This is a genomic window from Streptomyces sp. NPDC057682 (assembly GCF_042799575.1).
Lineage (GTDB): Bacteria > Actinomycetota > Actinomycetes > Streptomycetales > Streptomycetaceae > Streptomyces.
In genome coordinates this window covers 72651-96996 of the sequence record NZ_JBHVIN010000026.1, presented here as the reverse complement: position 1 = coordinate 96996, position 24346 = coordinate 72651, and the positions used below count along the sequence as shown (strand labels likewise).

Genomic DNA, 24346 nt, shown 5'->3' with positions numbered 1-24346 from the left:
ACTGGGAGCCCCGGCATGACGACACAACCATTCCTGTACGTCGTGGTCTGCGCAGCCGGCATCGCGGGCGACGCCCACAAGCTGATCACCGCCGCGCAGAGCAAGGGCTGGGGCGTCGGGGTCGTGGCCACGCCCCAGGGGCTCGGCTTCCTCGACACGGAAGCGATCGAGGCCCGGACCGGCTACCCGATCCGCTCGGCCTGGCGCAGCCCCGGCGCCATGGGTCCCCTTCCGCCCGCCGATGCCATCGCCGTCGCGCCCGCCACCTTCAACACGATCAACAAATGGACGGCCGGCATCGCCGACACCCTGGCCCTCGGCATCCTGTGCGAGGCCTACGGGATGGGCATCCCCACCGCCGTTCTCCCTTACGTCAATACGGCTTTGGCAGCCCACCCGGCGTACGGCCGGAGCCTGGACCAGCTCCGGGAGATGGGCGTTCTCATCGGGTCGTACGAGCCCCACCGGCCGAAGACAGGCGGCGGGGCGGACCTATTTCGGTGGGACGAGGCACTGGAACTGTTGGACAGCAGGATCCCCGGTTTCCCCGAAGGATGACTGCCGTTGCGCCAAGAAGGGGCGGGAAGCGCGGCGCTGTGGTGTTCATCGGCGCGCGGGCACCGGTCCCGCGCCGCAGCCCGGCCCGGCCGCCTCAGCTCCCGACGTGCCCCGTGAACGCCGCCCAGGCAGCGGGCGCCAGACTGAGCGACGGGCCCTCGGGGTTCTTCGAGTCGCGTACGTGGATCGCGGCCGGGTGGGCGGCGACCTCCACGCACTCGCCGCCGTCGCTGCCGCTGTGGCTCGACTTCCGCCAGTCGTACGCGACTTCGAGGCATTCGCCGCCTTCGCTGCCGCTGTAGCTGGATTTGAACCACATGTGCGTGGTGCTCATAACTCTCCTAGCAGCCGGTTCAGCAGGTCCATCGTCTCCTCGGTGGTGAGGGCCTGCGTCCGCAGCATCGCATACTTCTGCGCGAGGATGCTGACCTCGTTTGGGTCGGAGATGAGCTGGCTGCCGCGCTGTGTCTCCGTGTAGGCGACGCGCTGGTAGTCCGGTGTTTCAAGGAGGATGAAGGGGCCGTCGAGAGCAGCGTGCGAGGGGCGGTTCAATGGCATGATCTGGATGGTCACGCCCGGGAGTTGGGCGCACCGGAGCAGGTGGAGCAGGGTTTCCCGGTGAATGTCCTTTCCGCCCAGGGGGGCGAGGGCGACGGCTTCCGAGATCACGAAGCTCATGGTGGGCGGCGCGGACCGGTGCAGGATCTCCTGCCGCTCCAGGCGGTTGGTGACGTGGGCGTCGATCTCTTCGGGGCTGAAGGTCGGGACCCTGCTCTTGAACACCGCCCGTGCGTAGTTCTCCGTCTGGAGCAGCCCCGGCAGTACCTGGTTCGCGAAGAACGACAGCGCCAACGCCGTCCGCTCCAGGTCCAGATACTGCTCCGCCCACGCCGGGATCAGATCCACCTCCGGCATGTTCTCCACCGCCGTCTCCAGGGCCCCCTTCGTCTCCAGGATCGCGTCCATGCGGCGGGCGAGGGGGAGGAGCAGGGGGCGGCGGCCCTGTTCGATGGAGGCGATGGTTTCGGGCTGGGCGCAGACGCGCTCCGCGAGTTGGCGTTGCGTCAGCTCGGCCTGGATGCGGAAGCGGGCTACCAGGGCGCCCACGAGCTTCATGGCGGACGCGTTCCTGCGCTGCTTGGTCCTGTTGTTCCTGGGGTGCATACCGTCCCCACTCCCCACCGTCGGCCGTACTTCACGCATCGGCGGCCCGTACGGGATATCTGTACGGGTGCGCGTACTGTCTCAGCGTAGTCACAGAGTGTGACTCTCGTCCCATGAACGAGACGATGCAACTCCTGTCCGCACGCGAGCAATTTTTCCGGCGGGAACGCCGATCGGTGCGGGTCGCACGGGAGTTCGTACGGGAGCCCGCAACGGAATGGGGGTTCGGGGCGCGGTTGGACGACATCCTGCTCTGCGTGAGCGAGCTGGCGACCAACGCGGTGGTGCACGGGGTGCCGCCGGGGCGTGGGTATCTGGTGCGGGTGCTGCTCGCGGACGAGGGGCGGGCTTTGCTCGTGGAGGTGCACGACAGTGGGGACGGGGTCCCCGCCGCGCGGGTGCCGGACGGGGAGTCCGGGCGGGGGCTGCTCATCGTGACCGCGCTGGCCGACGCGTGGGGCGTGGGGGAGCGGCTGCCCGGCAAGGTGGTCTGGTGCCGGTTCGACGCCGAGCGGTGATCCGGCGTCAGGCCCGGGTCCTCCCCGACGTGTCCTCCCGGAGCACCGTGTCCCGCGCCGTGCGGGCGATCGCGGCGGCGGTTTCGCGGTCGAGGGACGGCTTGTTGAGGACGACCGTGCCGTAGCTGCCCCGGTCCAGCCAGGTGCACGCGGAGTGGGCGCCGTCGTCCTCCGCGTCGGTGGAGTAGGCGACGCAACGCAGGCGGCCGCCGTGGGGGCCGGGGGGTGCGTTCCAGACGTCGTCGATGGTGGATTCGGATTCGGAGAGGTCTCGTTCGTAGACGCGGACCGAGTCCGGGTCGGCCCCGTGGTAGTCGCCCGTCATCCCCATGACGAGCGCGACGGGTTCGGCGGTCACCAGGCTCTCCGGGGTGCCGTAGGCGTACATGAAGTTGCCGGGGCCGAAGTCGTCCGACTCGGTCGTGACCGTGTTCGGACCCGTGCCGTCCACGGACGGTACGGCGGTCAGGAGCGGGGCGCCCAGGAGCGTGGGCGGGGGCGTGGCCACGTAGTGCGGGTAGTCCGTGTTCTGCGGGGCGGGCCAGAGCAGCGGGGAGGCGGCCGCGCAGAGGACGAGCGCGCCGGCGGCCAGGCGGGAGACGGACTCGCGGGAGCTGTACGCGGGCGGCGGGGGCAGCGGGCTGTCCGGCAGGGGGGTGTCCGGCGGCAGGACGGGGGTCCGGGCCGTGGCCAGGGCCCGGGACCGGTGCTCCAGCCGGGCGAGCAGCACCGTCGGGGCGCTGAGCAGCAGGACGGCGACGCCCGTCCAGACCGGCCAGTGGAACGCGGCCCGGGTGACGAGGAACGCCGCGACCAGCACCGTCACGGCCCACAGCGCCGTCATCGGGGCCCGTGCGGGGAACCGGAGCAGCCGGTGGCCGGGGCGGTCGAGCGCGAGGAGCGTGTCCGCGCGGATCGCGAGGCGCAGATCGTACGGGGAGTCTGCGGCTCGCTCCCAGGCCAGGCGCGCCGCTGTGGTGACGTCCGGGGCGTCGGCCAGGGCGGTGCGCACGTCGTGGCGCTGGATGTGCGCGAGGGCGCCCGGGGGCAGTGAGCCGCCGGGCGGGACCGCCATGATCTCGCCGCGCGCGTACCGGCCCACGTGGAGGGCCTGGACCGAGTCCGGGGCGAGGGCGATGATCCGGTCGGCCAGGGCGGGGCCTCGGGCGCTGCGGCCGGGGTGGTCCAGCGGGTCGGAGCGCAGGCAGAGTTCGGCGTAGGCGACGAGGAGATCGAGGTCGTCGGGGAAGTGTTCCAGGCCCCGGCGGTAGGCGCGTTCGGCCTCGTCGTCGTGGTCGTCCTCGTCCTCGGCGGCGTGCGCGCGGCCGAGCAGTTCGTACAGCACGGCGGCCACCCCGTACACCTTCAGCGCCGCCTCGGCCCGCAGCCGGGCCTCGGCGAGGCGTCCGCCGTCGAGCGCCGCCCGGACCGCGTCCGCCGTTGTTTCGGAGAGGGTGTAGTTTCCGGCCGGGTGTGTGCTGTCGGGCGTTGCGCGGTCCGTGTCCGCCGCCGCCTCGGAGGGCGTGTCGTTCCCGGGCGGGCGTTCGCCGTACAGCTCCGCCCGGACCGCGTCCGCCGTTGTTTCGAACGATGCGTCGTCCCCGTACTCCCGCATGAGATCCCCACCCCGGTGCCTCCGCTGACGCGTGTCAGCCGCGTCACTATCGCTCCGGCGTGGGGCCGTGGTCAACGGGCTTCGGCGGCGGCCGGCCGTACACACCGCCGCCCCGCACCGGAGGCCGGTGCGGGGCGGTGAGGTCTCGCGGGTGCCGGACCCGGAGGCGTCAGAGGCGCTCGGGGGTCCGGATGCCCAGGAGGGCCATGCCCTTGTGCAGGGTGCGGGCCGTCAGCTCCACGAGGAAGAGGCGGTTCTCGACCACCTCGGGCGGGTTCTCGTCGCTGAGGACCTGGCACTGGTCGTAGAACGTGGTGAGGTGCGAGGCAAGCTGGTAGAGGTACGCGGCGAGCTTGTGGGGCTCGTAGTTGGCGGCGACCTCGGAGAGGACCTCGCCGAACTGGTCCAGGTGGAGGCCGAGGGCGCGCTCGGCGAGGGCCAGGGGCAGCTCCGGGTGGGCGGCGGGCTTGGCGTCGCCGGCCTTGCGGAGGATGGAGCGGATCCGGGCGTAGGCGTACTGGAGGTAGACGGAGGTGTCGCCGTTGAGCGAGACCATCTGGTCCAGGTCGAACTTGTAGTCGCGGACGGCGGAGGTCGACAGGTCGGCGTACTTCACGGCGCCGATGCCGACGTACCGGCCGTTCTCGACGATCTCCTGCTCGGTCAGGCCGATCTTGGCGGCCTTCTCGCGGACCACGGCCGTGGCCCGGTCGACGGCCTCGTCGAGGAGGTCCTCCAGCTTGACCGTGACGCCCTCACGGGTCTTGAAGGGCTTGCCGTCCTTGCCGAGGATCGTGCCGAAGGCCAGCTGGTGGGCCTTGGTGTCCTCGTTCAGCCAGCCGGCCCGGCGGGCCGTCTCGAAGACCATCTTGAAGTGCAGGGACTGCCGGACGTCCACCACGTAGAGCAGGCTGTCGGCCTTGAGGTTCTGGACCCGGTCGCGGATCGCGGAGAGGTCGGTCGCCGCGTAGCCGTAGCCGCCGTTGGACTTCTTGACGATGAGCGGGACCTTGTTGCCGTCCGGGCCCTTCACGTCGTCGAAGAAGACGCAGAGCGCACCCTCGGAGCGGACGGCGACGCCCGTCTCCTCCAGGATCCGGCAGGTCTCCTCCAGCATGTCGTTGTAGCCGGACTCGCCGACGATGTCGGGGTCGCGGATCTCCATGTCCAGCTTGTCGAAGACGGAGTAGAAGTAGATCTTCGACTCGTCGACGAACCGCTGCCACATCGCCAGCGTCTCCGGGTCGCCCGCCTGGAGGGCCACCACCCGGTCCCGGGCCCGCGCCTTGAACTCCTCGTCGGAGTCGAAGAGGGCCCGCGAGGCCTTGTAGAGCCGGTTCAGCGAGGACATGGCGGCCTCGCCGGCCGCCGCCTCGTCCGCCGCGTCGCCGTGGCCCAGCTCGTCGGGGTGCTCGGTCAGGTACTGGATGAGCATGCCGAACTGGGTGCCCCAGTCCCCGATGTGGTGGCGCCGCACGACGCTCTCGCCGGTGAACTCCAGGATCTGCACCATGGCGTCGCCGATCACGGCGGAGCGCAGATGGCCGACGTGCATCTCCTTCGCCACGTTCGGCTGGGCGTAGTCCACGACCGTGGTGCCCGCCGAGGCGTTCGGCGGCACGCCGAGCCGGTCGGTGTCGGCGGCCCGCGCGGCCAGGGTCTGAGTGATCGCCCGGTCGGTCAGTGTGATGTTCAGGAAGCCGGGGCCGGAGACCTCGATGTCCTGGATCAGCTCCGAGGCCGGCAGCGCGGCGGTGACCCGGTCGGCCAGCTCCCGCGGGTTGCCCTTCAGCTTCTTGGCGAGGGCCAGGATGCCGTTGGCCTGGAAGTCGGCCCGGTCGCTTCGGCGCAGCAGCGGGTCCGCGGTGCCGGCCTCCGGCAGGGCTGCCGTCAGGGCGTCCGCCAGCTGCTGCTGGAGCGTGGAAGCGAGGGAATTGACCGAGCCGTGCTCAGGCATGGGACGGGCTGCCGTTTCCGTAGGGGTACAAGGGATGGATCCCAGTATCCCACGGGGCGCCGAGCCCTCCGCAAAGCCGTTTTCGTGCTGCGGGCAGTACCTGGGAGAATGGGGGTGCCCCCGCACGAGGGCGTCCCTGTGAGTCCTAGCCGAGAGAAGGACGTGCCGACCGTGGCTCAGAGTCAGAGCAGCACCGAGACCGACTGGGTCTCCCGCTTCGCGGACGAGGTCATCGCCGAATCGGAGCGTCGTGCGCCTGGCAAACCGGTCGTCGTCGCCTCCGGCCTCTCCCCGTCGGGCCCGATCCACCTGGGCAACCTGCGCGAGGTCATGACCCCGCACCTGGTCGCCGACGAGATCCGCCGCCGCGGGTACACCGTCCGGCACCTGATCTCGTGGGACGACTACGACCGCTACCGCAAGGTGCCGAACGGCGTCGCCGGGATCGACGAGTCCTGGGCCGAGCACATCGGCAAGCCGCTGACCTCCGTGCCCGCCCCGGCCGGTTCCGCGTATCCGAACTGGGCCGAGCACTTCAAGGCCGCCATGACGGCGTCCCTGGACGAGCTGGGTGTCGAGTACGACGGGATCAGCCAGACGGAGCAGTACCTCGCGGGCACGTACCGCGAGCAGATCCTGCACGCGATGCGGCACCGCGCCGACATCGACGCCGTCCTCGACCGCTACCGGACCAAGAAGGACCCGGCCGCCGCGGGCAAGGGCGGCAAGAAGCCGCAGCAGCAGAAGAAGGTCGACGAGGCCGAGCTGGAGGCCGAGGCCGGTTCCGGCGCGGCGAGCGAGGACGACGGCAGCGGCGGTTCGGCGGGCTACTTCCCGTACAAGCCGTACTGCGGCAACTGCGAGAAGGACCTCACGCAGGTCACCTCGTACGACGACGAGACCACCGAGCTGAACTACACCTGCGCGTCCTGCGGCTTCGCGGAGACCGTGCGGCTCAAGGAGTTCAACCGGGGCAAGCTGGTCTGGAAGGTCGACTGGCCGATGCGCTGGGCCTACGAGGGCGTGATCTTCGAGCCCAGCGGGGTGGACCACTCCTCGCCGGGATCCTCGTTCGTCGTGGGCGGGCAGATCGTCCGCGAGGTCTTCGACGGGGTGCAGCCGATCGGTCCGATGTACGCCTTCGTCGGCATCTCCGGCATGGCGAAGATGTCCTCCTCCAAGGGCGGGGTGCCGACGCCGGCCGACGCGCTGAAGATCATGGAGGCGCCGCTGCTGCGCTGGCTGTACGCGCGCCGCAAGCCCAACCAGTCCTTCAAGATCGCGTTCGACCAGGAGATCCAGCGGCTCTACGACGAGTGGGACTCGCTGGGCCGCAAGGTCGCCGACGGCACCGTGCTCCCGGCCGACGCCGCCGCGTACGCGCGCGCGATCGGGACCGCCGCCGGTCCGCTGCCCAGCACGCCGCGCCCGCTGCCGTACCGCACCCTGGCCTCGGTCGCCGACATCACCGCGGGCGCCGAGGACCAGACGCTGCGCATCCTCAGCGAGCTGGACCCCACGAGCCCGCTGACCTCGCTGGACGAGGCCCGGCCCCGGCTCGACCGCGCCGAGAACTGGATCACCACCCAGGTCCCGGCCGAGGCGCGCACCATCGTCCGCGACGAGCCGGACAAGGAGCTGCTCGGTTCGCTGGACGAGCGGGGGCGCGAGTCCCTGCGGCTGCTCCTGGAGGGGCTGGACACGCACTGGTCGCTCGACGGGCTGACCACGCTCGTCTACGGCGTGCCGAAGGTCATGGAGGGGCTGGACCCCGAGGCCAAGCCGACGCCGGAGCTGAAGGTCGCCCAGCGGTCCTTCTTCGCGCTCCTCTACCGGCTGCTGGTCAGCCGCGACACCGGGCCCCGGCTGCCCACGCTGCTCCTGGCCGTGGGGGCGGACCGGGTGCGCAGGCTCCTCGGGGCGTGACGGTCGGCTCGTGATGTCCGGCCTGTGACGGTCGGCTCGTGATGTCCAGCGTGTGACGTCCGGCTCGTGATGTCCGGCTCGTCACGACCGGCTTGTGACGACCGGCGCGTGACGCCGCGTCCGTATCAAGGCGAAGGGCCGCCTTCCGCTTCGGCGGAGGGCGGCCCTTCGTCCGCTCGGCCGCCCGGGGGAGGGATGCGGCCGTGCGCGGGTGGTGGTTCGTGGGTCCGGGGCCCGGGGCCGGGCGCCGGAGGCGGGGGGCTCCTCAGGCCGCCGGGGTCAGGACCGCCTGGGGGTCGGAGAAGGTGTCCCGGGGGACGCGCGGGACGGTGGCCTTGGCCAGGCCGGTCAGGGTCCGGCCCGGACCGATCTCCATCAGCCGGTCGCAGGCCAGCTCCCGGGTGAGCGTGTGCAGGGTGTCCGACCAGCGGACCGGCGCGGTGAGCTGGAGGCGCAGCAGCTCCGCCCAGTGCGGGCCGCCGCGGTGGGCGCGGGCGTCCACGTTGGAGACCACCGCCGAGTGGCCCGGCATGAAGCGGGCCGTGGCCAGGGCCTCGGCGAACGGTTCCACGGCCGGTGCCATCAGCGGGGTGTGGAAGGCGCCGCCGACGGTCAGGGCCACCACCTTCGCCGCCCCGGCCCGCTCGGCGGCCAGCGAGCAGCGCTCCACATCGGCCGCGCGTCCCGCGATCACCGTCTGCTGCGGGGAGTTGAGGTTGGCCACCCAGACCTGGCCGCCGTCCGCGTGGATGCCGTCGACGACGTCCTGGGCGCGGTCGGTGTCCAGTCCGAGCACGGCGGCCATCGCGCCCTCGGCGCGTTCGCAGGCCCGCTGCATCGCGGCGCCGCGCGCCAGGATGAGCCGGGCCGCGTCCTGCGGGTCGAGGATGCCGGCGGCGACCAGGGCGGCGTACTCGCCCAGGCTGTGTCCGGCGCAGGCGCCGGGGAAGGTGGCCAGCGGGTGCTGGCGGCGCAGTTCGGTGAGGGCCACCAGGGCCAGGGTGAAGGTGGTCAGCTGGGCGTTGTCGGTGCGGCGCAGGGTCGCCGTGTCGGCGTCCAGCAGCAGGGACTCGACGTCCCGGCCCGCCGCTTCGGAGATCTCCGCCACCACGGACCAGCCCGCGGTGCGGCGCCAGGGGAGGCCCATGCCGGGACGCTGGGCTCCCTGGCCGGGGAACATGAGCGCCAGTCGGGTACTCGCCATCGCTTTCCGTCTCCTTTCTGCGGCCGGGGGCGATGCGCTGGTGCGCGGAGTGGAATACGGTCCCGTGCGGCGGTGAGAATTCCCCGCCCGGGGCGCGTGCGCTTTTTCCATTCCCGGATCTCGCCGCCCGGACCACCTTTTCGCGATCCGTTCTTTCTCCGGTGATGAAACCACTTCGACCACCCTGTGGTGTCGGTGTACTGCACTTGAGTGGTGCGTGAATGCGCCTTTGGGGAGGGGGTGATGTCTCTTCGGTGTTTCCTCTCGGGCCGTCCCTCAGGCGAACGCCTGGCCGAGCAGCGCCAGGTGCGCGCAGTGCTGGGTGACCATGAAGAAGCGGTACGGACGGCGGCGCCGGTGGCGGCTGTCGGTGGCGCGGCCCCGGAGCGTCACGGCGGCGAGGCCGGCGGCCCCGGCCAGGACCACGCAGGCGGTGGGCAGCTGCCCGGGGGCCCAGCGCAGCGCGCCGGCCGTGAAGGCGGTGGCGACGGTGCAGGCGCCGGCCGCGACGAGGTAGCGGGTGCGGCGTTCGCCCAGGGTGACGGCCCAGGTCCGGCGGCCCGCGGCGGTGTCGCCCTCGATGTCGGAGAAGTCCTTGGCCACGGCGCCGACCAGGGCCATCCACAGGGACATGGCGACGGCGGTGACGAAGAGCGCGGGGGAGTGGGGCGAGAGGCCGAGGGTGAGCGGTCCGGCGGCGTAGGTCAGCAGGCCGGAGGCGAACACCACGCCCATCGCGGTGGGCGTCCGGCTCTTCCAGGCGAAGCGGGGCGCGGAGTAGGCGTGGCCGAGCAGGAGCATGGCCGCGCACAGGATCAGCGGGCCCGTTCCGGCGCAGGCCGCGGAGATCAGGGAGCCGACGGCGGCGACGCGGGCGACGAGCAGCGCGGTGGAGCGCGGCAGCCGGCCGCCGGCGATGGGCCGCGTCGAGCCGTTGACCTGGTCCTCGTGGTAATCCATGCAGCCGTTGAAGAGATACGTGTAGAAGATTGCGCCGAACCAGGCGAGGGAACCGAAGACGGCCTGGACGACTGCCCGGGGACCGATCTCGGGATCCGTCGCGAGCGCCAGGGCGATTCCGGCGAAATAGCGGAGCTGGAAGGCCGTCAGAACCGCGGGCCGGGATTCCTCGATGCAGAGTCGAAGAATGCTGGGATTCCGGTGCTTCGTGCCACTGGGTGCAGTCACAGGCAGTGGCCGTATCGTCGCCGTAGGCATGACCAGGAGCCTAGGCACCGGTAGAGGTGTCTGACTGTTCCGCAAATGAGCCATGCGTACTCCTAAAGAGGCACGGAAGACACACGGAATACCGGCGGGTCGGATTCCGAATTGCTCCGTCCGTTTTCTGCCGGACCACGAGCGGGCCTCCGTCGGTCCTCGACCGGTTCTTGAGCGTCCGTGGATCTCCGGGCGGTGCCGCGCTGGTACGCCGGACCGCCGCCGAAGTGGACCGCCCGCCCGCCCCCTCCTGGCGCTTCGCTGGTGAGGTGGCGGGCGCCGGTCCTTTCCGGCACCCCGCTTCCCGTCATGGGCCGTTGGCAGCCCTGGTCCGTTTCCGACCCCGGGAAGCCACTATGCATACGCTCGTTTCCTTACCCCCGCGCGCCCTTTTTCCGGCGCCCAGGGAGCTTCACGTCTGGTCCGTCGCGCTCGACCGTGTTCCCTCCGAGGGAGGGGACGCGGTCCTCGATCCCCGCGAGCGCGCCCGTGCGGCGCGTATCGCCCGCCCCCTCGCGCGGGGGCGCTACCGGGGTGCGCACCTCGCGCTGCGGTCGGTGCTCGCCGGCTATCTCGGCGTCCCGCCCGCGGTGCCCCGGTTCGTCCGCCGCTGCCCCGATCCGGAGGAGTGCGGCGACTGCGGGCAGGGGCGGCCCGTGCTCGTCGACGGGCCCTGGCCGGAGATCGGCTTCAGCCTGTCGCATTCGGGCGCGGCGGCGCTCGTCGGTGTGGCCGGGGGACCCGGTGCCGTGGGCGTGGACGTGGAACGCGTCCGTTCCGTCTTCGACTGGTCCCGGATACCGGCCGTCGGCCCAGAGAACCGGATTGCTGGATTCCGTACCTGGACGGCGATCGAGGCCGTGGGGAAAGCGGCCGGAACGGGGCTGCGTATCCCCGTGCGCGTCGGTGATCCCGGACCGGAAGGAGTACGCCGGGCCAACCGCCCAGGTGATCCGCGGGATTGGTACGTCCATGAGGTGAACTGCCCCGACGGGTATGTGGGATCGGTCGCCACGGATGTGGCGGGCGCCGTGGTCAGCGTTTTCTCATGGCCCTAGCGGGGCGTGTCTCAGAACGTGGGACGGTAGGCATCGTGTTGACATGCCGTAACCGTACGATGATGATCCGAGGGTCGGTTTCTGGTGAGGGTGGGGGCTCTTCTGATGCATTCGGGTTTTATTGAATCCGATACAGTCGAACAACTGCTGGCCCGTACATCGGAATTACTGTCCGACTACCGGGGCCGGCTCGAAGCAATCAAAAGTCCTCTGGTAGCGAATGAGACCACCTGGCGCACCTGCGCGCTCCAGGCCGAGCGGATCATCCGGGACTGCGCGGAGAGCCTGCGCACCCAGCGTTCCGATGTGCGCGACCGGCTGATCCAGCAGGTCGAGGGGCTGGGGGTGGAGCGGGCGACGCAGGGCATCGACGCCGTCCACTCCATCCGCGCCGGGATGATCCTCTTCGACATCGTCTTCGACGCTCTGGGCCGCGTGATGGTGGACGCGCCCGCCGCGTTCGACAGCTTCCAGGCGGGGGTGCGCACCCTCCAGCGGGGGATCGGGCTGCGGCTGGAGGCCGGGGCGATCGGGCACGACACCTATCTCCTCAACACCGTGCGCGAGGTCAACGCGGCCGGGCAGCGCCAGCTCGCCCGCGAGATCCACGACCACCTCGGCAACCACGTCAGCCTCGCCCTGCGCCGTATCGAACTGCACGAGCTGACCTGGCAGTCCCGCCCCGACGAGGTCTCCGCCCGCATCGGTGCCGTCAAGGAGACCCTGACCGAGGCGCTCGGCATCATCCGCGACCTGGTCACCCAGCTGCGCCGGGCCGACCGCGAGGGGACGCTGGAGTCCGCGTTCACCGCGTTCCTGGAGTCCATGGAGATCACCCCCTCCAAGGTGCGGGTCCAGGTCAACGGCAGCGAGGAATGGGCCCCGCAAGAGGTCCTGGACGAGGTGTTCCTCGTGGTCCGCGAATGCCTGCGCAACTCCTTCGCGCACGCCGAGGCCGAACACGTCCTGGCCGCCGTGGACATCGCCCCCTACCAGGTGCAGGCGCTCATCGAGGACGACGGACGCGGCTTCGACCCCTCGGTGGTCGCCACGGCGGGCCGGGCCAACGGCATCGCCTCCGCCACCGAACGCGTCGAACTCCTCGGTGGCACCATCCTGTTCACCAGCTCACCCGGGGCCGGCGGCACGCGGGTCACGGTCACGATCCCCCTGATGGACCTCTCCGGTGATTCCGCTGAACGCACGGCCTGACCTCATCCGCATCCTCGCGGCCGACGACCACACCCTGCTGCGCACCGCCCTGGCGGAGCTGCTGAACGCGGAGGACGACCTCCAGGTGGTGGCCCAGGCCAGCAGCGGGCGGGGGCTGGCCGAGCTGGTGGAGCGCCATCAGCCGCATGTGCTGCTGCTCGACGTGGAGATGCCCGACCATCACCCCCGCGCGGCCGTGCGCGGGCTGCTGGAACGTTTTCCCGGGCTGCGGATCATCATCCTCACCATGTACGACGACCAGCCGCTGGTGCACGAACTGCTGCAACTGGGCGCCCGGGGCTATCTGCACAAGAGCGTCTCGCGCGCGGCACTGCTGAGCGCGGTGCGCAACGCGGCCCGAGAGGACGACCAGATCACCATCCTGGTGCCGCGCGCCGGCTACACGGCCGGCGGCGACCAGCCGCACGACCAGGACGCCGGACCGGTCTCGCCCCGCGAGCGCGAGGTGCTGACCTGTGTCGCCGAGGCCATGAGCAACCGCCAGATCGCGGCCCGGCTCGGCATCACCGAGGGCACCGTCAAGCGCCATCTGCGCAATATCTTCGACAAGCTCGACGCCGTCTCGCGCATCGACGCCGTCAACAAGGCCCTGGCCCAGAAGCTGATCGCCGCCCCGCGCGGACGCTCCATGCGCTGAGAGCCCTCCGGGGCCTCTCCGGGGGCCCGTACGGCTGCTTGAACGCGTACGGCCGCTCGAAGGCCCGTACGGCCGCTCAGTGGCGGCGGGCCTCCCCGTACGCCGCGCCGATGGCCGCCATGGCCTCCGAGATGCCCGTCAGGGGCAGTGAGCCGTAGCCCAGCAGCAGCCCCGGCTCCCCGGGCGGCCCGCCGAAGCGGAACTGCTGGCCGCTGCGGACCAGCACCGAACGGCTCAGCGCGCCGTGCACCACGGCCGTCTCGTCCGTGCCCGGCGGCAGGACGGCGTAGCTGTGCAGCCCCGCCGCGCAGCCGATCAGCCGGGCCTCCGGGAGATGTTCGCGCACGGCCAGGGCCAGGGCCTCGCGGCGGGAGCGGTAGCGCGAGCGGACCCGGCGCAGATGGCGGTCGAGCAGACCGCTGCGCATCAGCTCGGCGAACGCCAGCTGCGTGAGGGTGTCGGAGCCCTGGTCCTGGCGCGAGCGCACCCGCTCCATCAGGGGGTAGAGCTTCGGCGGGATCGCCAGCCAGCCCAGCCGCAGCCCCGGCACCAGCACCTTGCTCGTGGTGCCCGCGTACACCACCCGCTCCGGATCGCCCTCCTGGAGCGCGGTCGGCCGCACCCCCCGGTCGAACCAGAACTCCCCGTCGTAGTCGTCCTCGATGATCCAGGCGTCCCGCTCCCGGGCCCAGGCCAGCAGCTCCGCGCGGCGCCGGGCCGACATCATCACACCGGTGGGGAACTGGTGCGCCGGGGTGACCAGGACCGCGCGGGCGCCGGTGCGCTCCAGCGCCTCGACGATCAGCCCCTCCTCGTCGACCGGGACCGGCAGCGGGGTCAGCCCGGTGTCCAGGATGAAGCGGCGCTGCCCGCTGTGGCCGGGCTCCTCGATGGCCAGCTCGTGGATGCCCAGGCGCTGGAGCGCGTCGGAGAGCAGCGCGAGCCCCTGGGCGAACCCGGCGGTCACCATGACCTGCGCGGGCTCGGTGTGCACGGAGCGGACCCGGCCCAGATAGCCGGACAGCTCGTTGCGCAGTTCCGCGATGCCGGCCACCGGCGGATAGTCCATGCCCTCGCGGCCGACGTTCTGGAGCACCTTCGTATAGGAGTTGAGCCACTCCTGGCGCGGGAAGTTGGACAGATTGGCGATGCCGACCCGCAGATCCCAGCGCGCGCTGGTGGCCGGCCGGGAGTCCAGCAGTGAGGTGTCGCCCGCGCTCTCGGGCAGTTTGCGGGCCACATGCGTGCCCGAGCCGCGCACCGCGTCGAGATAGCCCTCGGCGATCAGCTGCTCGTACGCCTCGACCACGACGCTGCGCGAAAGTCCCAGGTCCAGGGCGAGTTGACGGCTCGAAGGCAGCCGTGCGCCGGGGTGCAGAACGCGGTCCTCGATACGGGTCTTGATGGCGTTCTGGAGCTGGGCGGTGAGCGGTACGGACGAGTCCCGGTCCACTTCCACCGACAGATGCCAGGCCATCTGGTCTGCTCCGTATCCCCCGCAGTGGTCTGGGTGGTCGCCCTCGGCCACTGGCCTACTTGATCACGCCAACGGCCTTTATTTATAGCACTCAGAGGGAGAACCCCATGGTTGAGATGACTGGCGTACTCGCTCCCGTGATTCATGGGCGGGACGGCGCGAGCGTCTTCGACGAGAAGATCGAGCGCCGCACCCTGCGGGTGGGCATCGTCGGCCTCGGATACACCGGCCTGCCGCTCGGACTCGGCTTCGCGATGGCCGGCCTGCCGGTCCGCGGCCTCGACACCGACGCCGGCCGGGTCGCCCGGGTGGAGCGGTCCAGCTCCTACCTGCCGGATGTGAGCGACGCCGAACTCGCCTCGGTCGCCTCCCGGTTGAGCGCCACCACCGAGCCCGGCGAGCTGGCCGGCTCGGACGTCCTGATCATCTGCGTGCCGACCCCGGTCACCGGTGACCAGCAGGCCAACCTCGACTACGTCGAGTCCGCGATGGACTCGGTGGCGCCGCTGCTGCGCCGCGGGATGCTGCTGGTCCTCCAGTCCACCGTCCCGCCGGGCACCACGGCCGCCGCGGCGGCGGCCCTCGCCGAGGCCACCGGCCTGGAGCCGGGCACCGACTTCCATGTGGCGATGGCCCCCGAGCGGGTCGACCCGGCCAACACCAACGGCTGGAACCTCACCAACACCCCCAAGGTGGTGGGCGGCCTCACCGAGGAGTGCACCCGCCGGGCCGCCGCCCTGTTCGGCCTCGTCTGCGAGCGGGTCGTACCGGTCTCCAAGCTGGAGGTCGCCGAACTCTCCAAGGTCTTCGAGAACACCTTCCGCCTGGTCAACATCAGCCTCACCCTCGAACTCTCCGACCTCTGCCGGGCGTTGGACATACCGGTCCGCGAGGTCATCGACGCCGCCTCCACCAAGCCCTACGGATTCCTGGCGCACTACCCCGGCCCCGGGGTCGGCGGCGAGTGCATCCCGGTCGACCCGCTCTTCCTGCGCGAGGCCGCGGACCGGGCCGGCACCGACATGTCGCTGGTGGCCGCCGCCTTCGACCGGGTCGAGCGGCGCCCCGGCCAGGTCGTCGAGCGGCTGGCCGAACTGACCGCCGAACGCGGCCGGAAACTGCGCGGCGCCAAGGTGATGGTCGTCGGCGTCAGCTACAAGTCCGGCGTCGCCGATCTGCGCAACGCCCCCGCCCTGGACGTCATCCGCGGTCTGCGCGCCGCCGGAGCCGTCGTCTCCTACCACGACCCGCTCGTCCCGGACCTCGTCGTGGACGGTGAGCCGGTCACCCCGGCCGACTGGGCCGTGGTCGAGCTGGCGCAGCTGGACGCCGCCGTGATGGTCACCCCGGTGCCGGGGCTGGAGCAGGACCTGCTCTGGGGCATCCCGCCGGTCGTCCTGGACACCCACAACAAGCTGACGGCGGCCAGCAATGTGGCGGTGCTGTGATGGCGACCGCCCTGCTCACCGGCCGTGCGCTCCCGGGCGTGACCCGGGACGCGGTCGCCGGCCGCACGGTCTCGGCCGAATCGGCCCGGGACGCGGTGGCGGAGCTGCTGGACGAGACGACGGACGAGGTGGACGCGGCGGCCTTCCTGACCGCGGTCGCGGTGGGCGGGGCCACGCCGGTCCTGGTGGCCGCCGCTGTGGAGGCGGTCCTCGCGGTGGCCCGGCCGGTGGCCTGGACGGGCCCGGCGGTCGATGTGGTCGGCACCGGCGGTGACGGCAGCGGCTCGGTCAACATCTCCACCCTGGCCGGACTCGTCGCGGCCTCGGCCGGGGCGACCGTCGCCAAGGCCGGCAACCGGGCGGCGACCTCGCCGTGCGGGAGCGCCGACCTGCTGGAGGCGCTGGGGATCGAGCTGGACGCCGGGGAGCGGATCCCGGAGCTGCTGGCCGCGCACCGGTTCGCGTTCCTCTTCGCCCCCGCGCTCCACCCGGCGCTGCGCCGGCTGGCCCCGGTCCGCCGCCGGCTCGGCTTCAAGACCCTGTTCAACCTCTCCGGACCGCTCGCCAACCCGGTCCCGCTGACCGGCCGGCTCATCGGCACCGCGACCCGCCGGGACCAGGAGGTCCTGGCCGAGGCCGCCGCCCGGCTCGGCCACCGCCGCACCTGGGTCGTCCAGGGCTTCGACGGCATGGACGAGCTGACCACGGCGGGCCCGGCCCGGGTGCTGCGGGTGGACGGCCCCACCGTCACCGAGTCCGCCGTCGACCCGTCCGCGCTGCCGCTGCGGCCCGCCGGACGCGAGGCGCTGGCGGGCGGCGGACCGGCCCGCAACGCCGAACTCGCCCGGCAGGTGCTGGACGGCACGGCCCCGGCCCCGCTGCTGGACACCGTGCTGCTGAACGCCGCCGCCGTCCTCCATCTGGCCGGTCTCACCGACGACCTGGGCGGCGGGATCGTCCTCGCCCGCGACGCCGTACGGCGGGGAGCCCCGGCCGAACTGGCCGCCCGGCTCGCCCGTACCCCGATCACGCAGGAGTCCTCCTCATGAGCAGCCATCTCGACGACATCGTCGCCGCCAAACGCGCCGCATGGAGCGGCCCGCGGGCCGCCGACGCCGCCGCACGCGGCCGGCGCACCCCGGCCACGCCCGGCCGGTTCGCCGCCGCTATCGGCGGGACCCGGGTCTCGGTCATCGCCGAGATCAAGCCCAAGTCCCCCTCGAAGGGCCCGCTGCTGGACCCGGCGCTCGCCGTGCCCACCGCGCGCGGCTACGTGGCCGGCGGCGCCGCGGCGATCTCCGTCCTCGGCGACACGCCCTTCTTCGGCGGTTCGCCGGAGCTGGTCCGCACGGTCGCGGAGCACCCCGACGTCACCGTCCCGGTCCTCTTCAAGGACTTCCTGGTCGACATCCGCCAGGTGCGGCTCGCCCACGACAGCGGGGCCGACGCGGTGCTGGTCATCGCCCGTGCGGTGGACGACGCGCTGCTGACAGATCTGGTGCAGACCGCCCACTGCATGGGGCTGGACGCGCTGGTGGAGACCTTCACCCAGGACGAGGTGGACCGGGCGCTGAACGCCGGGGCCCGCGTCGTCGGCATCAACAACCGGGACCTCCAGACCTTCGCGGTCGACCTGGAGAACTCGGCCCGGCTGCGCCGCGACATCCCGCGCGGCGTCCTGACCGTCAGCGAGAGCGGCCTGTCCGGCCGCTCCGACATCGAACGCATCGCCGCGCACGGCTTCGACGCCGCGCTCATCGGCGAATCCCTGCTCAGCAGCCCCGACCCCACCGCCCAGCTGCGGACGTACACCGGGGTCCCGATTCTGGAGGTGGCCTCGTGAACGGCCGATTCGGCGAGTACGGCGGACAGTTCGTCGCGGAGACCCTGGTGGGCCCGCTCCAGGAGCTGGAGGAGGAGTACCACAAGGCGCTGCTGGACCCGGAGTTCACCCGGGAGCTGGACCGGCTCCTGAAGATGTTCGTCGGCCGGCCCACCCCCATCACGGAGCTGCACCGGCTGGGCACCACCGAGAATGGCGTCAAGCTCTGGCTCAAGCGGGAGGACCTGACCCACACCGGCGCCCACAAGATCAACAACTCGATCGGGCAGGCCCTCCTCGCCCGGCGCCTGGGCAAGAAGCAGATCATCGCCGAGACCGGCGCCGGACAGCACGGGGTGGCCGTGGCCGCCGCCTGCGCCCACCTCGGCCTGGACGCCACCGTCTACATGGGCCGGGTCGACGCCGAACGGCAGGCCCCCAACGTCCAGCGCATGGAGCTGCTCGGCGCCCGCGTCGAACTGGTCGACCTGGGCACCGCCACCCTCAAGGACGCCATCAACGCGGCCATCCGCGAATGGATCGCCCGCCCCGACACCACCCACTACCTGCTCGGCTCCGTCGTCGGACCGCATCCCTTCCCGACCATCGTGCGCGACTTCCAGTCGGTCATCGGCCGCGAGGCCCGCGCCCAGTTCCTGGCGGAGAACGACCGGCTGCCCGACGCGGTCGTGGCCTGCGTCGGCGGCGGCTCCAACGCGGCCGGGATGTTCAGCGCCTTCCTCGACGACCCGGTCCGGCTCGTCGGCGTCCAGGCCGCCGGCGAGGGCAAGGGCGGGCAGGGCGGCCACGCGGCCCCGCTGCTCTACGGCGACCCCGGCGTCCTCCAGGGCACCCGCACCTACCTCCTCCAGGACGACGACGGGCAGATCCAGCTCACCCACTCCATCGCCCCCGGCCTCGACTACGCGGGCGTCGGCCCCGAGCACTCCCACTACAAGGACACCGGCAAGGTCGACTACATCACCGCCTCCGACGACGAGGCCCTGGACGCCTTCGCCGCCCTCAGCGCCCAGGAGGGCATCGTCCCCGCCCTGGAGTCCGCCCACGCCGTGGCCGGCGCCCTCAAGGTGGCCCGCGAGAGCGCGCCCGGCAGCACGATCCTCGTCAACCTCTCCGGCCGCGGCGACAAGGACCTCACCTCCGCCATGGCCGCCCTCAAGCAGCGTGAGGAGACCGCGCGATGAAGCGCCTCGAACAGACCTTCACCGACAACCGGACCAAGGACGAGACCACCCTCGTCGCCTACCTCACCTCCGGCTACCCGCACCTCGGCGAGACCGTCGGACTGATCTCCGCCGCCGTCGAGGCCGGCGCCGACGTGATCGAGCTCGGCGTCCCGTTCTCCGACCCGCTGGGCGACGGCCCCGTCATCCAGGCCACCGGCCAGGCCGCCCTGGACACCGGCACCACCACCGCCGCCACCCTGGACGTCGTCGCCGAGGCCCGCGCCGCGGGAGTCGAGGCACCGATCGTGCTCATGGGCTACTGCAACCCGTTCCTGCGCTACGGCCTCACCCAGCTGTACGACGACGCCCGCTCCGCCGGGGCCGACGGCTTCGTCGTCCCCGACCTCCCGGTCAGCGAGGGCGCCGAATGGCTGAAGCACGCGGAGGCCACCGAACTGGGCCAGACCTTCTTCACCGCGCCCGGCAGCTCCCAGGAGCGCATCACCGCCTCCGCCACCGCCTCCCGGGGCTTCCTCTACGTCCTCGCCGCCAACGGCGTCACCGGTGTCCGCAAGGACCTGGACCCGGGCATCGACGCCTATCTGGAGCGGGTCCGCTCGGCCGGCGACACCCCGATGGCCGTCGGCTTCGGGATCTCCCGCCCCGAGCACGTCGCCGCCCTGCACGGCAAGACCGACGGCGTGATCGTCGGCAGCGCCCTGCTCCAGGCCATCGGCGCCGCCCGCGACGCGGCCGGCCGCCGCCGGGCCGTCACCGGGATGATCTCCGCCCTGAAGGCGGCCACCCGATGAGCGCCGACGCCCCCGTCCCCTTCTTCAGCGGTGCCGCCTCCGCCCGCCGGGACCGCACCCGGCTGGCGGAGGTGGTCCGCCGGGTCGCCGCCTCCGGGCGGTTCACCTCCGGACCGGTCACCGCCGAACTGGAGGACGCGATCGCCGCCCGCACCGGCGCCCGGCACGCGGTGGCCGTCGCCAACGGCACCGACGCCCTGGTGATCCTGCTCCGGGCGGCGGGCATCGGCCCCGGCGACGAGGTCATCGTCCCCGCGTACACCTTCTTCGCCACCGCCTCCTCCGTCCTGCACGTCGGCGCGCAGCCGGTGCTGGTGGACGTGCTCCCCGGCAGCTACGCCATGGACCCGGAGCGCGCCGAGGCGGCGATCACCGAGCGGACCAGGGCGATCATGCCGGTCCACCTCTTCTCCCAGATGGCCGACATGGAGCGGCTGAAGGACCTGGCCGACCGGCACGGACTGATCCTCCTGGAGGACAGCGCCGAGGGCATCGACATGCGGGCCGGCGGGGTGCACGCGGGACTGTGGGGAAGCGGCGGGGTGCTCTCCTTCTTCCCCACCAAGACCCTGGGCTCCCTCGGTGACGCGGGGATGCTGCTCACGGACGACGACGAGATCGCCGCGAGCGCCCGCCGGCTGCGGCTGCACGGCCAGGGCACGGACGGGGCGTACGCCACCGACGGCGCCTACGTCTACCAGGAGCTGGGCTACAACAGCCGCTGCGACGAACTGCACGCCGCGTTCCTGCTGCACCGCATGGAGCGGCTGACCGAGGAGATCGAGCGCCGGGCCGAACTCGCCGCCCGCTACGACCGGTTGCTCGCCCCGCTCGCCGGGACCGTCACCACCCCGTGGATGGCCCCCGCCAAGAACCCGAGCAACCAGGTCTACTACGTCTACCTCATCGAGTGCGACCGCCGCGACGAGCTGGCCGCCTTCCTGGAGGAGCACGGCGTCGGCACCGAGGCGTACTACCCGCGCCCGCTGACCGAGCAGCCGCTGCTCGCCCCGCTGCCCGGCTCCCGCCACCCCGTCCCCGTCTCCGAGGCCGCCGCGCGGCGCGCCCTGGCGCTGCCCCTCTACCCCGACCTCACCGACCAGCAGGCCGACCGCGTCGCCGCCCTGGTCCACGCCTTCTACGGAGCCGCATCGTGAGCACCGTCATCCCCTACTTCGACTGGTCCGCCCGCTCGGCCGACTGGGTCGACGACATCGTGGAGGTCTTCCAGGAGGTCGCGGAGAGCGACGAGTTCATCCTCAAGTCGCGCGTCGAGCGGCTGGAGGCGGAGATCGCCGCCCGCACCGGCGCCGCCCACGCGATCGCCGTCGCCAGCGGCACCGGGGCCCTCACCGTGGTCCTGGCCGCGCTCGGCATCGGCGAGGGCGACGAGGTCGTCACCCCGGCGTTCTCCTTCGTCTCCACCGCCTCCACCGTCGCCCTGCGCGGCGCCCGCCCGGTCTTCGCCGACGTGGAGTACGAGACCGGACTGCTGGACCCGGCCGCCGCCGAGGCCGCCGTCACCGACCGCACCCGGGCGCTGCTGCCGGCCTACCTCTTCTCCGGCTCCCCGCGGATGGGCGCCTTCGCCGAACTGGCCGGGCGCCGCGGACTGCGGCTCGTCGAGGACAGCGCGGTCGCGCTCGGCGCCGAGACGGACGGCCGGCCCGCCGGCCGGCACGGCGACGCCGGGGTCTACTCCTTCTTCCCCGCGAAGCCCGCCGGGGGCATCGGCGATGCCGGGATGATCGTCACGGACGACCCCGAGATCGCCCGCGTCGCCCGGATGCTCCGCAACCACGGCCAGCCCGCCGGCAAGCGCTTCTACCACGAACTGCTCGGCTTCAACTGCCGGATGGACGAGTTGACCGCCGGCTTCCTGCTGCGCAAGCTGCCGCACCTGGACGGTCTGCTGGAGCGCCGCCGCGCGATCGCCGCCGTGTACGAGGAGGGGCTGCGCCCGCTGGCCCCGGCCCTGCTGCCGCCGCAGGCCGGCTTCGGGGGACGCGCGGTCTACACGTACGTGATCCGCTCCCAGGAGCGGGACGCGCTGCGCTCCTACCTCGCCGGGGAGGGCATCGAGACCGCCGTCTACTACCCCCGCCCGCTCCACCTCCAGCCCGCCTTCGCCCACCTCGGCCACGGCCCCGGCGACTTCCCGGTCGCCGAGCGGCTGTCCCGCGAGGCGCTGGCGCTCCCGCTCCACCCCGATATGGCACCGGGCGCCGCCGAGCGCGTCGTGGCCGCCGTCCACCGCTTCCACACCGCTGGGAGGTGACCACGATGTCCGCGCACGAGCCCCTGAACATCACCCCCGACCGGCTGTGCGGCATCGGCGACGAGGCCGCCGCCGATCTGGCCGGCCAGCTCGCGATCCACCACGAACTGGGCATGGACGCGATCGAGTTCCGTACGGTCGACGGACTCGGACTGCACGAGCTGTCCGTCGGTGACGCCGCCGACCTCGCCCGGCGCACCATCGTCGCCGGACTGCGGGTCCCGGTCGTCGACACCCCGGTCGGCTCCTGGGCCACCACCGTCGCCGGCTCCATGGACGAGGAACTCGCGGTCCTGGAGCGCTCCGCCAGGGCGGCGGCACTGGTCGGCTGCGACCGGCTGCGCGTCATGTCGTACCCCAACGACGGCCGTCCGGACCGGGAGTGGCGCACCGAGGCGCTGCGCCGGATGCGGCTGCTGGCCCGGGAGGCCGAGCGGCTGGGCGTCACCCTGCTGCACGAGAACTGCCAGGGCTGGGGCGGCCGGAGCGCGGAGCACACCGTGCGGATGCTGGAGGAGGTGGCCAGCCCCCGGCTGCGGCTGCTCTTCGACACCGGCAACGGCCTGGCCTACGGCTACGAGTCGCTGCCCTTCCTGCGGCGGGTGCTGCCCTGGGTGGAGCACGTCCACATCAAGGACGGCGTCCGGACGTCCAGCGGGGCGCAGTTCACGCTGCCCGGCGAGGGCACCGCCGAGGTCGCCGCCTGCGTCCGGCTCCTGGAGGAGCACGGCTACCGGGGCCACTACAGCCTGGAGCCGCATCTGGCCCACATCCCGCACCTCGGCGTCGAGGGCGACCCGGCCGCCCTGGCCGACGGCTACCGGGCGTACGCGCGGCGCTGCGCCGAACTGCTCGGCATCGACACCACCGGAATCCACACCTACTGGGAGGGCAGCCACCATGGCTGAGACGGCCCGCACGATCCGCACCGAGGCCGGACTGGCCCCCGCCGATCTGGAGTGGCTCGTCGGTCTGATGGCCGTCGACACGGTCTCCCCGCTGGAGGGCGGGCCGATGGACGGCACCGCCCGCGCCCAGCAGGTCTTCCTGGCCGGCGCGCAGGCGCGCGGCTTCCGCACCGCCCTGCACCGCTCGCCCGCCCCCGAGCTGCTGGACCGCCCCGAGGTCCCGGCCCCGGTGCGCGAGGCCGCCGCCCGGGACCTGCCGGCCTTCCTCGCCGGGCAGCCCTCGGTCGTGGTGGCGTACGGCTCGCCGCAGCCGCAGGAGCGGCGGCTGGTCGTCAACTTCCACATGGACACCGTCGGTCCGCATGTGCCGCCGCGTCTGGAGGGCCGGGTGCTGCACGGCCGGGGCGCCGTGGACGACAAGGGCCCCGGAGTCGCCGCCGCCGTCGGGGTGGCCGCCGCCTTCGCCGAGGACCCGTCGCTGGACGGCCGGATCGAGGTGCAGATCGCCTCGGTGCCCGGTGAGGAGGGCGGCGCGATGGGCACGTACGGCACCCGGGCCCTGATCGACGCCGGATACACCGGCCGGCTGATGGTGTTCGCCGAGCCGACCGGGAACACCTTCATGGACGGCTGCACGGCCGCGATGACCCCCCGGATCACCGTGCTCGGCCAGGACTCCACCGACGACCACCCCGCCGACGGCCACAACGCCACCGTGCTGCTGGGCTTCCTCGCGGACTTCCTCGCCCGCCGGCTCGGCCCGCTGGCCCACGGCATGGGCGCCAAGCTCTGCGTCTCCGGGCTGCACACCGGCACCGCGCACAACCGGGTGTACGGCGGCGGCCAGTTGCTGATCAACATCGCCTATCCGGCGACCGAGCAGGCCGAACTGCTGGCCGCCTCGCTGGAGGTGCTGATCGAGGAGGCCCGGACCGAGTTCGCCCATCTGCACGCCCACGACCCGTTCAGCCGGCGCACCGTCAAGGACTGGCGGCGCATCGTCCGCCTGGACTGGCTGAAGCAGGGGCTGCCGACGCTGAACAACCGGGACGCGGACGCCGAACGGATGCTGCACGCGGCCGGGTTCGTCCGCCACGACGGCCTCGCCGACGGCTCCGCCTTCACCTGCGACGCCATCTGGGCCCCCGGCCCCGGCCGCTACGTCGTGGCCTGCGGTCCCGGCCGGCTGGACGCCAACGGGGCGCACACCGCAGACGAGTTCGTCGACCTCGACGACCTGGACAGCTACGCCCGGCGCATCAAGGACCTGGTCCACGCCTTCGCCGCCCGCACCGCCTGAACCACCCTCCCCGCACCACCTCACCC

22 protein-coding genes are annotated in these 24346 nt (G+C 72.3%); 15 read left to right on the top strand and 7 right to left on the bottom strand.

Translation table 11 applies throughout. The annotated features are described in order from the left end of the window. The first annotated feature begins 15 nt into the window (after nt 1–15). Nucleotides 16–558: a flavoprotein gene (locus ACFVDM_RS35870; RefSeq protein WP_383650716.1), complete on the top strand. Its 543-nt coding sequence runs from the start codon at nt 16–18 to the stop codon at nt 556–558. 94 nt (nt 559–652) lie between these two features. Here ACFVDM_RS35870 and ACFVDM_RS35865 read toward each other — a convergent pair whose 3' ends face one another. Together ACFVDM_RS35865 and ACFVDM_RS35860 are read right to left on the bottom strand one after the other, a co-directional pair. Next, complete coding sequence (locus ACFVDM_RS35865; protein WP_383650713.1) at nt 653–892, bottom strand: DUF397 domain-containing protein; 240 nt, start codon at nt 890–892, stop codon at nt 653–655. Continuing rightward, nucleotides 889–1722 carry a Scr1 family TA system antitoxin-like transcriptional regulator gene (locus ACFVDM_RS35860; protein ID WP_383650709.1) on the bottom strand — a complete coding sequence of 278 codons (834 nt, stop codon included), beginning with the start codon at nt 1720–1722 and terminating at the stop codon, nt 889–891. Before ACFVDM_RS35860 ends, ACFVDM_RS35865 begins: the two co-directional genes overlap by 4 nt. Before the next feature lie 113 nt (nt 1723–1835). Here ACFVDM_RS35860 and ACFVDM_RS35855 point away from each other — a divergent pair, with 113 nt between their 5' ends. Further along, nucleotides 1836–2240: an ATP-binding protein gene (locus ACFVDM_RS35855; protein ID WP_383650707.1), complete on the top strand. Its 405-nt coding sequence runs from the start codon at nt 1836–1838 to the stop codon at nt 2238–2240. A 7-nt stretch (nt 2241–2247) separates the two neighbouring features. Here the strand turns inward: ACFVDM_RS35855 and ACFVDM_RS35850 are convergent, their stop codons facing one another. Together ACFVDM_RS35850 and argS are read right to left on the bottom strand one after the other, a co-directional pair. Then, nucleotides 2248–3855: a hypothetical protein gene (locus ACFVDM_RS35850; RefSeq protein WP_383650706.1), complete on the bottom strand. Its 1608-nt coding sequence runs from the start codon at nt 3853–3855 to the stop codon at nt 2248–2250. A gap of 169 nt (nt 3856–4024) precedes the next feature. Continuing rightward, on the bottom strand, nt 4025–5812 hold the full coding sequence (gene argS, locus ACFVDM_RS35845; protein ID WP_383650704.1) for an arginine--tRNA ligase: 1788 nt from the start codon (nt 5810–5812) through the stop codon (nt 4025–4027). Between the two features lie 162 nt (nt 5813–5974). On the opposite strand from argS, the gene lysS reads away from it, so the two are divergent. Continuing rightward, on the top strand, nt 5975–7738 hold the full coding sequence (gene lysS, locus ACFVDM_RS35840; RefSeq protein ID WP_383650702.1) for a lysine--tRNA ligase: 1764 nt from the start codon (nt 5975–5977) through the stop codon (nt 7736–7738). A 265-nt stretch (nt 7739–8003) separates the two neighbouring features. Here lysS and ACFVDM_RS35835 read toward each other — a convergent pair whose 3' ends face one another. Further along, the gene (locus tag ACFVDM_RS35835) at nt 8004–8942 is read right to left on the bottom strand and encodes an ACP S-malonyltransferase (RefSeq protein WP_383650700.1); all 939 of its coding nucleotides are present in this window, start codon (nt 8940–8942) and stop codon (nt 8004–8006) included. 276 nt (nt 8943–9218) lie between these two features. Continuing rightward, a complete protein-coding gene (locus ACFVDM_RS35830; RefSeq protein ID WP_383650698.1) occupies nt 9219–10130 on the bottom strand; it encodes a UbiA family prenyltransferase in 912 nt (303 codons plus the stop codon). Between the two features lie 386 nt (nt 10131–10516). Between ACFVDM_RS35830 and ACFVDM_RS35825 the strand changes: the two genes are divergently transcribed. The 3 genes from ACFVDM_RS35825 to ACFVDM_RS35815 all read left to right on the top strand — a co-directional run bounded on the left by ACFVDM_RS35825 (nt 10517) and on the right by ACFVDM_RS35815 (nt 13088). After that, nucleotides 10517–11218, top strand: coding sequence for a hypothetical protein (locus ACFVDM_RS35825; protein WP_383650696.1), 702 nt, complete (start codon nt 10517–10519; stop codon nt 11216–11218). 105 nt (nt 11219–11323) lie between these two features. Further along, nucleotides 11324–12430, top strand: a complete 1107-nt coding sequence (locus tag ACFVDM_RS35820) for a sensor histidine kinase (RefSeq protein ID WP_383650694.1) — start codon at nt 11324–11326, stop codon at nt 12428–12430. After that, complete coding sequence (locus ACFVDM_RS35815) at nt 12405–13088, top strand: response regulator (RefSeq protein ID WP_383650692.1); 684 nt, start codon at nt 12405–12407, stop codon at nt 13086–13088. The genes ACFVDM_RS35820 and ACFVDM_RS35815 overlap by 26 nt, the downstream gene beginning before the upstream one ends. 76 nt (nt 13089–13164) lie before the next feature. On the opposite strand, the gene ACFVDM_RS35810 is transcribed toward ACFVDM_RS35815, so the two are convergent. Beyond that, nucleotides 13165–14565 (bottom strand): PLP-dependent aminotransferase family protein, encoded by a 1401-nt coding sequence (locus ACFVDM_RS35810; protein ID WP_383650690.1) that lies wholly within the window; start codon nt 14563–14565, stop codon nt 13165–13167. A gap of 107 nt (nt 14566–14672) precedes the next feature. Between ACFVDM_RS35810 and ACFVDM_RS35805 the strand changes: the two genes are divergently transcribed. The 9 genes from ACFVDM_RS35805 to ACFVDM_RS35765 are packed head-to-tail and all read left to right on the top strand — an operon-like array spanning nt 14673 to nt 24320. Beyond that, a complete protein-coding gene (locus tag ACFVDM_RS35805) occupies nt 14673–16013 on the top strand; it encodes a nucleotide sugar dehydrogenase (protein ID WP_383650688.1) in 1341 nt (446 codons plus the stop codon). Next, the gene (trpD, locus tag ACFVDM_RS35800) at nt 16013–17062 is read left to right on the top strand and encodes an anthranilate phosphoribosyltransferase (protein ID WP_383650686.1); all 1050 of its coding nucleotides are present in this window, start codon (nt 16013–16015) and stop codon (nt 17060–17062) included. Before ACFVDM_RS35805 ends, trpD begins: the two co-directional genes overlap by 1 nt. Continuing rightward, the gene (locus ACFVDM_RS35795) at nt 17059–17856 is read left to right on the top strand and encodes an indole-3-glycerol-phosphate synthase (protein WP_383650684.1); all 798 of its coding nucleotides are present in this window, start codon (nt 17059–17061) and stop codon (nt 17854–17856) included. Before trpD ends, ACFVDM_RS35795 begins: the two co-directional genes overlap by 4 nt. Continuing rightward, nucleotides 17853–19040 (top strand): tryptophan synthase subunit beta, encoded by a 1188-nt coding sequence (trpB, locus tag ACFVDM_RS35790; protein WP_383650682.1) that lies wholly within the window; start codon nt 17853–17855, stop codon nt 19038–19040. The genes ACFVDM_RS35795 and trpB overlap by 4 nt, the downstream gene beginning before the upstream one ends. Then, nucleotides 19037–19834: a tryptophan synthase subunit alpha gene (trpA, locus tag ACFVDM_RS35785; protein WP_383650680.1), complete on the top strand. Its 798-nt coding sequence runs from the start codon at nt 19037–19039 to the stop codon at nt 19832–19834. The genes trpB and trpA overlap by 4 nt, the downstream gene beginning before the upstream one ends. Beyond that, a complete protein-coding gene (locus ACFVDM_RS35780) occupies nt 19831–20991 on the top strand; it encodes a DegT/DnrJ/EryC1/StrS family aminotransferase (protein ID WP_383650678.1) in 1161 nt (386 codons plus the stop codon). The genes trpA and ACFVDM_RS35780 overlap by 4 nt, the downstream gene beginning before the upstream one ends. Further along, complete coding sequence (locus tag ACFVDM_RS35775) at nt 20988–22112, top strand: DegT/DnrJ/EryC1/StrS family aminotransferase (protein WP_383650676.1); 1125 nt, start codon at nt 20988–20990, stop codon at nt 22110–22112. Before ACFVDM_RS35780 ends, ACFVDM_RS35775 begins: the two co-directional genes overlap by 4 nt. A 5-nt stretch (nt 22113–22117) precedes the next feature. After that, nucleotides 22118–23020 (top strand): sugar phosphate isomerase/epimerase family protein, encoded by a 903-nt coding sequence (locus ACFVDM_RS35770; RefSeq protein WP_383650674.1) that lies wholly within the window; start codon nt 22118–22120, stop codon nt 23018–23020. Next, on the top strand, nt 23013–24320 hold the full coding sequence (locus ACFVDM_RS35765; protein ID WP_383650672.1) for a M20/M25/M40 family metallo-hydrolase: 1308 nt from the start codon (nt 23013–23015) through the stop codon (nt 24318–24320). The genes ACFVDM_RS35770 and ACFVDM_RS35765 overlap by 8 nt, the downstream gene beginning before the upstream one ends. The last annotated feature ends 26 nt before the right edge of the window (nt 24321–24346 follow it).